Raw genomic sequence first — 8,929 nt, forward strand, 5'->3', positions numbered from 1 at the left:
CTTCACCGCGCTCACCCGCGCCTCCGGCAGCATCGGGAAGGTGACGATCGAGATCTCCCAGAGATCGATCTGATCGAGCCGCCGCACGCCCGTGCTCGGATCGGTGCGGCCCTTGACCGTGCGAAAGCCGATCGAGAGCCCGTCGAGCGCGCCTGCGCGCATCAGCGACAGCACTTCGCGCGCCCGCGTCACCTCGGGCATCAGACGTCCCCGCGCGAACAGGCCGCGCGCGTCTTCGGCGAGCTCGAGCCACACCCCGATCGGCTCGTTTGGATCGTGCTGGAAGAGCAGCTTCACGCCCCTCGGACCACGGAGTCTTAAGCTCTCGCGGAAGGCGCCGGGCATGACCAGGTCCTGGCCGAGATCGATCTCGTTGAACAGGCTCGCGTAGCCGGTGAAGGTGCCGTCGGCCTCGACCGATTTCAGGTCGCAGGGCGCGAACTTCACCTCGCGCTCGGGCAGGCTCTCGCCGAAGCGTTGCAGCATCGTCTCGCCTCTCATTATTGCTGGGCAGCACCGGCGATGACGTCGCCGCCCGGAAGTGCGCCGTAGCCGACCGCCGCGCGCTTCTCGTTGATGGTGAGAAAATCGCTCCGGCGCACGCGCTCCCACAGCGCCTCGCGCTCGGTTGAGAGCGCCTCGACCGCATCGAGATCGGGACGAAGCTCGAGCGCGGGCGCATCCGCCGCACCCGAAACGGTCCCCGCGAAGCCGGGCGCAAGCCAATGCGACAGCGCCTTGGCGGTGCGGTTCACGAGAGGCAGCACCGTCTGCCGCCAGAAGCTCCGGTTCGCCTCGGCGTAGTTGGAATAGGTGTTGTCTCCGGGGATCCCGAGCAGCATCGGCGGCACTCCCAAGGCCAATGCCACCTCGCGCGCCGCGACATGCTTCGCCGCGATGAAATCCATGTCCTTGGGCGAGAAGGCCATCGCCTTCCAGTCGAGCCCGCCTTCGAGCAGGAGCGGCCGTCCCGCGTTCTTCGCCCCCTGGAAGCTCGCCTCGAGCTCCGTCTTGAGCCGGTCGAACTGCTCAGGGCTGAGCTGCCCATCCTTGGCGCTATAGACGAGCGCGCCCGAGGGACAGGCGGAATTGTCGAGCAGCGCCTTGTTCCAGGCGCCCGCCGCATTGTGCAGATCGACCGCGGTCGCCGCCGGTTCGAGCGGGCTCAAGCCGTAATGATCGTTGAGCGGATGGAACAGCGCCATGTGCAGGATGGGCCGCACGCCACCGCCCACATCCTGCTCGAAGCGCACCGTCTGCCCGCCGGCCGTATAGTCGTAGGCCTCGGGCCACCCGTCCGTGCCTGGCACCACCTTCATTCGGTCGGGCCGAAGTGCATGCAGCTCGCGCACCGTCCCCGCGACCGACACCGCCTCGAGATAGGCGTTGCCTGCGACCATGAGGTGCTCGTACCAGGCTTCAAGCAGGTCGGGCCCGCATTGCATCGGGTTCGGCCGCGCGAGCAGCGTCAGCAGAGGATGGGTGTCGACCTCGCGCTCGCCCTCGAACAGAAAGAGCGGCACGGACGCCGCGGCCTCCGCGATCATGCGCACGGCGCGATAGACGATCGCATTCTTGGCGAAGCCTTCGCGGGCGAGCGCAGAAAGATCGCGCGGCGTCCACACCGGCTGCCCTCCGGTCGTCCAGGCGATCAGCTTCGCCGTCCGGCTCGCCTTCGCTTCGATGCCGAACAGGCGTCCGATCATGCTCTGCAAATTGCTTGGCATTGCATCCCCAAAGAATTTTGCGTCATGCCCGGGCTTGTGCCGGGCATCCACGATTTGAGACACGGCACCGGGCTTGAAATCATGGATGGCGGGCCAAGCCCGGCCATGACGATTCCGAATATGGATCACTACACCCAGCGCACGCGGGGGCGTGGCCGCTCGCGCAACAGAAGCTCGGTCAGCGCCCAGACGAGCGCATCGACCCGGTCGGGCGAGCGTCCGCCGGACAAGCCGTCCGGCCCGAAATCGCACATCTCGTCTTCGAGCCCAGGGAACGCGCCGACGTGAGCGACGCGGCCCTGCTCGTAGAGGGCCGCGACCGGCTCGGCGCGGAGCCATTTGCCGCGCGATCCGCGGACCGCGCGCACGGGAACGGTCGCGTCGATCTGCCGAATGACGGTCTCGACAAGGTCGCCGCCCTGGTTCACCTCGACGACAATGCGATCGGCCTCGTGGCGCCGATAAGCCAAGATGACCCGGCGCGCCCAGTCGAGCGGCCGCGCGCCCATCACGGTTGCGTCTTCGAGCACATAGGCGCGGCCGTCGCATCCGAGCCCCGCCGCCACGATGCCGCAGGCATCCGCATGAGGTCCCGACGTCGCCGGCGGATCGACCGCGACGACGATGCGGCGAAGCTCGGGTGCTTGAGCCACGCGGCAAGCCTCGACCAGCGCGCGCGGCCAGAGCGCGTCGGGCCTGTCCTCGAGAATCTCCGCATCGAGTTCCTGCCGTCCGAGCCGCGTACCGCGATAGCGCCCGACCACGCTTTCGAGGAACGAGGGCGCAAGGTTGATCGCGTTCGCCGCCGTCGTAACCCGCGTCACCGCGACAAGCGGATCGGCGACGAGCTCCTTGATCAGCTTGATCGGCCGCGGCGTCGTGGTCACCACCTGCCGCGGCGCGGTTCCCAGCCTCAACCCGAATTGCAGCATGGCCCAGGCCTCGTCGGGCTTTCGCCACTTGGCAAGCTCGTCGCACCAGGCGGCGGAGAATTGCGGCCCGCGCAGAGAATCGGGGTCTTCCGCCGAGAACAGGTGCGCCACCGTGCCGTTCGGCCAGCGCACTTGCCGCTTCGAAGGCTCGTAGAGGGGCTGCAACTCAGGCGGATGCACGGCGAGCAGCCCCGACACGCCTTCGACCATCACGCTCCGCGCGTCGGCGAGCGTCTCGCCGACGAGCGCTATGCGTGGCGGAGGGGTCGCTCCGTCGAGACGCGCGGTGGCAAGGCGTCGCACCCACTCGGCGCCGGCGCGCGTCTTGCCTGCGCCGCGGCCGCCGAGCATGAGCCAGGTGGTCCACGCTCCTCCCCCTTGCGCGGCCTCGGGCGGCAACTGGTCCTCGCGCCCCCACAACTCGAAATCGTAATGCAGCCATCGCAGGTGGAGGAGGTCGAGCTCCGCCAAGTCTGCCTCATTCCTCCCCCGCTCCCATAAGGCGCTCAAGACGGCGAGCAATCTCGCGGCGGAGGCTGTCCGCATCCTCGATCGTCCTCAGGTCGGCGTTGTCTTGCTTGTCTCCCTTGGCTTTCCGCTCGGCGTCGTCGATCTCTGCGAGCTTGGCGTAGATGCGCATCAATTGCCCGAACGCGCGCACGTCGCGCTCGGTATCGGCTGCGCTTGTCGGGCTTGCGCCCTCGCCGGCAGTGTTCGCCATGCGCTCCTCGATCTCTCTCAGCTTGGCGTCGAGCAGCCTGAACAACCGCTGCACCATCTTGCGGCGGTTAAACCGTTTCGGCTTCGCCCGCTTCTCTTTCGGCACTCCGGGCTTGCCTGCGCGAAACCCTGAGAGCAGCGGCTTGGTGCCGGTGAGCCGAACCCAGCCCTGCTTCAGCATCCTGGTTCTGATCGTGGTTTCGCCGACGCCGTGCGCTACAGCGATCCGCCGCAGCGACCAGTCGCCGTGGACGACGGCGCGCTCGATCGCGTCCCAGTCGATGCCGTCGCCATCGCCGCGAGCGTCGTCCTGCTCCATTCCCACTACTTCCTCGTCATCACCGGGCCGAGGCGCCCCGCCGCATTGCGCTCAAGTAGCGAAGCGATAGCGCATTCGACATCGCGCTCAAGTAGCGAAGCGATAGCGCGCGTTCGACAAATGCGCCGGATGGCGCCGTGTGACCCGGTGATCCAGGGTCTTTTGGCGAAGTCGGAAATTCTTCTGATCATCACCGCAAACAAAAACGCCGCCCGGTTATGCGGAGCGGCGTCGAAACTCTTGGGCGACTTCGCCGGGTCCTGGCTCATTGCAGCCCCGCCCGCACCTGTCGCGTTATAGCCGAACCCTAGCCCAGGAGCGTCACGCTGTCAAGGAAAAAATTCCTGGGCTTTTATTCTTACTCTGCAGCGAACCGGAACCTTGGCGCGCGCGGCGTCATTCCTAAATCAAACGGCAGCGAAGCAAACGACAGCGAAGGAGGTGCCGCCATGACCGGCATGTTCGAGCGCTGGAAGGATCTGCACGTCGGAGAGCCGATCGATCAGCCCGTGATCTTCGCTCTCCTCGTGATCGCGATTGCGATCACCCTCTACGTCTTCCTTTAGGCTGCGCTGTTCGAGGACCTTGAAGAACGCCGCTCCGAGAGGGGGCCCGGCGAATTGACTTGCGCCGCAAATTTCCGACATTGGTTATGATTGCTCGCGGGAAACCGCTGAGCCTCAAGACCCCGTGAGGGGCCAGCCCTACCAAAGGTGAATCCAAACCGCGGTAGGGCTGTTGCTTTTCGAGGACGCCGTCGAGGCAGGCCCTAGCCACAGCCCCGTTAACCTCCGATTCACCAAACCGGCCGCACCCTTCGCTTGTAGCGATCAGGCGATTCGCGGGGGCTCGCCCCGCCATCCGCCATCCGCCATGGGGGGGACGAAAAAGCCATGTCGGTCGTCGAATTCAGGCCGCCCGCGAGGCCCGAGCCCGAGTTCTGGCAGTGCCGCTGCGGGAGCTTCACCTTCTGGCTCGCTTCGGACGGTTCGGCCCACTGCTCGGGCTGCGAGCAGGAAGCGACCTCGATGCGAGGGTTCTGGCGCATCCCGGAGCACGCCGAGCCGGCGTCCTCGAGCGACCTCGCCAACGTCGTCTTCATCTTCGACAAGCGCGAGTAGGCGGCGCAGGCCTCACATCCCTTTCGTGTCGCCGTCCAGCTCGTTGCAGCCTGGGCCCCAAGTCCACTGCCCGCGCGCCTGATCGGGATTGCAGGGACCCTTGGCTTCGGCCGGCGGCGGATCGACAGGCGCGCCGAGAGGCTTGATGCAGCCCACATGTCCGGTGACGGGATTGATCTCTGCGATCTCGCATTTGGCCGGCGCCGTGCTTTCGGAGCTGTCCGCCGAAGCCTGGCCGGCCATGGCCGCAAGCCCGAGCAGGATCGTACCGATCGTCTGAACGTTGAAACCTGTAGTCATGCGAGCCAATCCCACATAAGACGATATCTTAATGCCAACCTGCTGAAATGTAGCAATGTCGTTCAAGACGAAATCGCCCGGCAAGACCACTTTCCTCGAGCGCCTGAACCATCTGATCGGCTTCTCGCCAAAGCCGCGTCAATCGAAAGTCGCTCAGCCGGGCGCTCGGCCGCAAAAAGCAGCACCATCTCGTCCGTCCACGGACGAAGGCTTCGGCAAGCGCAAACGCCGTAAACATTGAGCTTGAGCGGCGTCAGAGACCTGCGCGTGAAAGGCCTCGCTTAATGGTGAGAAAGAGCGCACAGTGCGGAGTGCGTGGGTGACCCCCGGAGAGTTGGCTGTCGCTTGCGATAGCGTTCACCAGTGTAGCGGAGCCCACGCACGCCGACTCCAGGTTCGATTCAGTTTGTCAATTGCTGCCCTTGGCCGGCGGCTCCGCCGCGGCGGAGGATTTCTGCGCGCCGCAGGGGATCGCCGTGGCGAAGCATTTTGAGTAGAGCCCCTGCTTCACGCACGTCATGTTGATGTCCTTCGCTGCCTCCCAGGTGGCATCGGCGTAGATCGCCTTCGCCTTCTCGAGCCAAGCCTCCTTGGCCGTCTGCTCCGAGTGCTCGCGCGAAGAATCGAAGCCCGGGCCCGTTCCGCTCAGCGCCTTGTCGCCGCAAGCGAAGCCGGGAGGCCTCACCGGCTCCGGCGCGGGGTTGCCTCCGGCGCCAGGAGCTCCCTGCCCGGCCCCTTGCGAGGCTTCCGTCGCCTTGCTGGGCTCGGCGGCGCTCACCTCGAGCAAGCCAGTCGCAAGCATCAAAACAAGCGCGCACGATGCGCACCTGGCGAGCGAGGCTGATATCGGCATTGCCAACTCTCCCTAGGAAGGCGGGGTTCAATGTCCCGCTTGTTATGGGAGATTTAGCATAGCGCGCTCGCTGAAAAGCGCGAAGGGCCCGCGTGTCGCGGACCCTCGCGAGAGAACACCCGTGGCGGCTCGAAGCGGCCGGGCTTAGCCCTTGTGCTCGCTCTTATAGAAGGACTCGGCCTTCGCGAGATTGGCCTCGGGATTCTTCATGAAGTTCGCCTTGGCCTCGGCATTGCTGAAGCAGTAGGTTTTGCCTTTGATCGTGGCGTTGACGGAACAGTCCGTCTGCACGGTCTTGTGATTGGCGAGACCCCAGCTGCACATATTGTCGAATTCGCCGGTTGCGGCGAAGGCCATCGTGGCGGCGCCGAGCAGAACTGCGCCGGCGAGCGCGGGCTTAAGAGTGGTTCTGATCATGGGATTGACCTCCTTGGGTAGACTGCCGAATGCCGGCCCCCCCGGAGGCTGAAGCAACGCTTGTCCTCGCCCCTCGTTCCACCCATGCGACCAAGCAACGCGCAAGCGCCAACTCCGCGCCGCATTGGCAAGGCTCATAAAGCGCATGTCCACTTCGCCCGAACCGGCCTTCACCCCCTCGGCGCGAGCAGCCCTTAAGCGCAAGTTCTTGCTGCGCACGACCATCTGGCTCGCCGTCATGGCGGCGGTGCTGTTCGGCGCCGCCGGCACGCTCGACTGGCCGGGAGCCTGGGTTTATCTCGGCTGGAGTGCCGCGGTCAGCTTCGGCGGCGGCTTGTGGCTCGCGCGTCACGACCCGGGGCTTCTCGCCGAGCGGCTCGGCTCGCTCGTTCAACGCGATCAGAAGACGTGGGACAAGGTCTTCATGGCCACGATTCTTGTGTTGTGGTTCGCCTGGCTCGTGCTGATGGGACTCGATCGCCGCCACGGCTGGTCGCACGTTCCGATTCCGGTGCAGCTTGCAGGCTTCGTCCTCCTCTGCCTCGGCTGCTACCTCGTCGCGCTCACCTTCAAGGCGAACAGCTTCGCCGCACCGGTGGTGAAGATCCAGAAGGAGCGCCAGCACCGCGTCATCGACACCGGGCCCTATGCCTATGTGCGCCACCCCATGTATGCCGGCGCGCTTCTGATCAATGCGGGCGCGCCGCTCCTGCTCGGGTCGTGGTGGGGCCTCCTGGTCGGGGCCCTCTTCACCCTCCTGATCGCACTTCGTGCCGTCCTCGAAGAACGAACGCTGAAGGCCGAGCTCGAAGGCTACACCGCCTACGCGGCCAGGGTGCGCTACCGGCTCGTGCCCTATCTGTGGTGAGGAGATTCTCCCGCGCGCCGTTCTGTCGCGCCTCACGAAATCTTGGCCGGCGACGTCCGAGGGCCGCCATTTTTCGGCCTTACCGCTCGGCGGAGCGCCCGCGCGGCGGAGGATCGCCCAGGCTCGACGTAGGCTTCGGCTCGCCACGGCGTTCCAGTGCTGCGATACTGCCCGTCACGGGTTGGAGGGGATGAGAGAAGCGACGAGAACCGCGCTTGGCGTTTGCCTGCTCGGGGCCATGCTCCAAGGCTGCAGCCTTGCCGAGCCCGCTCCGCGCGACTTCACCCAAATCGGTCAGAGGCCGGCCAAGGCCGCCGAGGCCGGCAACACGCTCGCCAAAGCCGAGGCCGCCTGCAAGGCGGAGACCGAGACCAAGGGCATCGCCACGATCACCGCCATCTTTTCCCACCTCCGCAAGGGCGCCGCCGATGAGGACTACATCGCCTGCATGAAGCAGCGCGGTTTCGAGGTGGAGCGATAGGGTCGCAACCCCCCGGCTCGGGGCTAGGCACGCGCCGGCTCGCAAGCCCTATCCCCGCCCCCGCGGCTGAGAATCTCTACAAATGGCCGCAATCGCGGTGTATTTTCCTTCTCGACTATCCCCGTCCTGGCGGTTCTTCGCATGAGGCCATCCGCCGGGAGGGTTATGCGCGCAAAAGATCGGGGCGAGAGTGCGGGACATCTTCCAGAGCGGCCGCAGGGCCAAGCTGATCGACTGGCTCAAGATCGATTCCTGGATCGACTCGGGCCTCTACAGTTCCTGGACCGGGTTCCGGGACTGGTGGAGCGCCTATTCGTCGTTCTTCGGTAAGTTCGAGGTCAAGGGTTTCGTCCGTGCCCTAAACGAGCTCGCCTGCGAAGCGCTCACCCTCTCCGTCGGCGGCCTGCTCGTGATTACGGCCTTCGCCCTTCCCGCCTTCGAGATCGCCCAAGGCAAGATCAATCTCGCCGACGAGTACAGCGTCACCTTTCTCGACCGCTACGGCAACGAGATCGGCAAGCGCGGTCTGCTTCGCGACGACTCGGTGCCGCTCGAAGAAATTCCCGACTACATGATCAAGGCGACGCTCGCCACCGAGGATCGCCGCTTCTTCGAGCATTTCGGCGTCGACGTCATGGGCACGTTCCGCGCCATCGCCGCCAACGCGCGTCATGACACCGTGGTCCAGGGCGGTAGCTCGCTCACCCAGCAGCTCGCCAAGAATATGTTCCTCTCTCCCGAGCGCTCCTTGAGCCGTAAGATCAAGGAAGCGTTTATCGCCATCTATCTCGAGAACCACTACACCAAGCCCGAGATCCTCAAGCTTTATTTCGACCGCGCCTATCTCGGCGGCGGGTCCTACGGCGTCGAGGCCGCGGCCCAATATTATTTCGGCAAGTCGATCCGTGAAGTGAATCTCGCCGAGGCGGCCATGCTCGCCGGCATGTTCAAGGCGCCCACGCGCTACGCCCCTCACGTCAACCTCGCCGCCTCGCGCGCCCGCGCCAACGAAGTCCTGAGCAACATGGTCGAGGCGGGCTACATGACCGAGGGCCAAGTTTACGGCGCGCGCATGAACCCCGCGAAAATTGTCGAGCGCACCGACACCAACACGCCGGATTACTTCCTCGATTGGGCTTTCGAGGAGGTGCAGCGGCTGATGCAGGGCCAGGAGGAGCACATCCTCGTCGC

Annotated in this window: 12 protein-coding genes; 5 read left to right on the forward strand and 7 right to left on the reverse strand. The window is 65.4% G+C overall.

Translation table 11 applies throughout. The features are described from left to right. The 4 genes from VFB18_RS04955 to VFB18_RS04970 all read right to left on the reverse strand — a co-directional run. Window positions 1-486 (reverse strand): HK97 family phage prohead protease (locus tag VFB18_RS04955; RefSeq protein WP_324971667.1); only part of this gene is annotated, 486 nt, incomplete at its 3' end. A gap of 14 nt (window positions 487-500) precedes the next feature. Beyond that, window positions 501-1,727 (reverse strand): phage portal protein, encoded by a 1,227-nt coding sequence (locus VFB18_RS04960; protein WP_324971670.1) that lies wholly within the window; start codon window positions 1,725-1,727, stop codon window positions 501-503. A gap of 128 nt (window positions 1,728-1,855) precedes the next feature. Further along, window positions 1,856-3,205, reverse strand: coding sequence for a DNA-packaging protein (locus VFB18_RS04965; RefSeq protein WP_324971673.1), 1,350 nt, complete (start codon window positions 3,203-3,205; stop codon window positions 1,856-1,858). After that, window positions 3,138-3,698 carry a hypothetical protein gene (locus VFB18_RS04970; RefSeq protein ID WP_324971676.1) on the reverse strand — a complete coding sequence of 187 codons (561 nt, stop codon included), beginning with the start codon at window positions 3,696-3,698 and terminating at the stop codon, window positions 3,138-3,140. The genes VFB18_RS04965 and VFB18_RS04970 overlap by 68 nt, the downstream gene beginning before the upstream one ends. Before the next feature lie 893 nt (window positions 3,699-4,591). On the opposite strand from VFB18_RS04970, the gene VFB18_RS04975 reads away from it, so the two are divergent. Further along, entirely contained in the window at window positions 4,592-4,819 is a 228-nt protein-coding gene (locus VFB18_RS04975) for a hypothetical protein (protein WP_324971678.1), read from the forward strand. Window positions 4,820-4,831: 12 nt separating this feature from the next. On the opposite strand, the gene VFB18_RS04980 is transcribed toward VFB18_RS04975, so the two are convergent. Then, window positions 4,832-5,119 carry a hypothetical protein gene (locus tag VFB18_RS04980; RefSeq protein WP_324971681.1) on the reverse strand — a complete coding sequence of 96 codons (288 nt, stop codon included), beginning with the start codon at window positions 5,117-5,119 and terminating at the stop codon, window positions 4,832-4,834. A gap of 55 nt (window positions 5,120-5,174) precedes the next feature. Between VFB18_RS04980 and VFB18_RS04985 the strand changes: the two genes are divergently transcribed. Beyond that, window positions 5,175-5,360, forward strand: a complete 186-nt coding sequence (locus VFB18_RS04985; RefSeq protein ID WP_324971685.1) for a hypothetical protein — start codon at window positions 5,175-5,177, stop codon at window positions 5,358-5,360. 168 nt (window positions 5,361-5,528) lie between these two features. On the opposite strand, the gene VFB18_RS04990 is transcribed toward VFB18_RS04985, so the two are convergent. Together VFB18_RS04990 and VFB18_RS04995 are read right to left on the reverse strand one after the other, a co-directional pair. Continuing rightward, window positions 5,529-5,921, reverse strand: coding sequence for a hypothetical protein (locus VFB18_RS04990; RefSeq protein ID WP_324971687.1), 393 nt, complete (start codon window positions 5,919-5,921; stop codon window positions 5,529-5,531). 195 nt (window positions 5,922-6,116) lie between these two features. After that, a complete protein-coding gene (locus VFB18_RS04995; RefSeq protein WP_324971690.1) occupies window positions 6,117-6,389 on the reverse strand; it encodes a hypothetical protein in 273 nt (90 codons plus the stop codon). A 145-nt stretch (window positions 6,390-6,534) separates the two neighbouring features. Between VFB18_RS04995 and VFB18_RS05000 the strand changes: the two genes are divergently transcribed. The 3 genes from VFB18_RS05000 to VFB18_RS05010 form a co-directional block, all read left to right on the forward strand. Then, window positions 6,535-7,257, forward strand: coding sequence for an isoprenylcysteine carboxylmethyltransferase family protein (locus tag VFB18_RS05000; RefSeq protein ID WP_324971693.1), 723 nt, complete (start codon window positions 6,535-6,537; stop codon window positions 7,255-7,257). A 190-nt stretch (window positions 7,258-7,447) separates the two neighbouring features. Next, window positions 7,448-7,738, forward strand: a complete 291-nt coding sequence (locus VFB18_RS05005) for a hypothetical protein (RefSeq protein WP_324971696.1) — start codon at window positions 7,448-7,450, stop codon at window positions 7,736-7,738. Between the two features lie 190 nt (window positions 7,739-7,928). Beyond that, on the forward strand, window positions 7,929-8,929 hold a 1,001-nt coding region (locus VFB18_RS05010; protein ID WP_324971699.1), incomplete at its 3' end, for a transglycosylase domain-containing protein.

Source organism: Methyloceanibacter sp. (assembly GCF_035650995.1).
Lineage (GTDB): Bacteria > Pseudomonadota > Alphaproteobacteria > Rhizobiales > Methyloligellaceae > Methyloceanibacter.

Coding starts and splice junctions, on each gene's coding strand:
- VFB18_RS04960 (WP_324971670.1), bottom strand. CDS start 1,727: ATGCCAAGCAATTTGCAGAGCATGATCGGACGCCTGTTCGGCATCGAA.
- VFB18_RS04965 (WP_324971673.1), bottom strand. CDS start 3,205: ATGCGGACAGCCTCCGCCGCGAGATTGCTCGCCGTCTTGAGCGCCTTA.
- VFB18_RS04970 (WP_324971676.1), bottom strand. CDS start 3,698: ATGGAGCAGGACGACGCTCGCGGCGATGGCGACGGCATCGACTGGGAC.
- VFB18_RS04975 (WP_324971678.1), top strand. CDS start 4,592: ATGTCGGTCGTCGAATTCAGGCCGCCCGCGAGGCCCGAGCCCGAGTTC.
- VFB18_RS04980 (WP_324971681.1), bottom strand. CDS start 5,119: ATGACTACAGGTTTCAACGTTCAGACGATCGGTACGATCCTGCTCGGG.
- VFB18_RS04985 (WP_324971685.1), top strand. CDS start 5,175: ATGTCGTTCAAGACGAAATCGCCCGGCAAGACCACTTTCCTCGAGCGC.
- VFB18_RS04990 (WP_324971687.1), bottom strand. CDS start 5,921: ATGCTTGCGACTGGCTTGCTCGAGGTGAGCGCCGCCGAGCCCAGCAAG.
- VFB18_RS04995 (WP_324971690.1), bottom strand. CDS start 6,389: ATGATCAGAACCACTCTTAAGCCCGCGCTCGCCGGCGCAGTTCTGCTC.
- VFB18_RS05000 (WP_324971693.1), top strand. CDS start 6,535: ATGTCCACTTCGCCCGAACCGGCCTTCACCCCCTCGGCGCGAGCAGCC.
- VFB18_RS05005 (WP_324971696.1), top strand. CDS start 7,448: ATGAGAGAAGCGACGAGAACCGCGCTTGGCGTTTGCCTGCTCGGGGCC.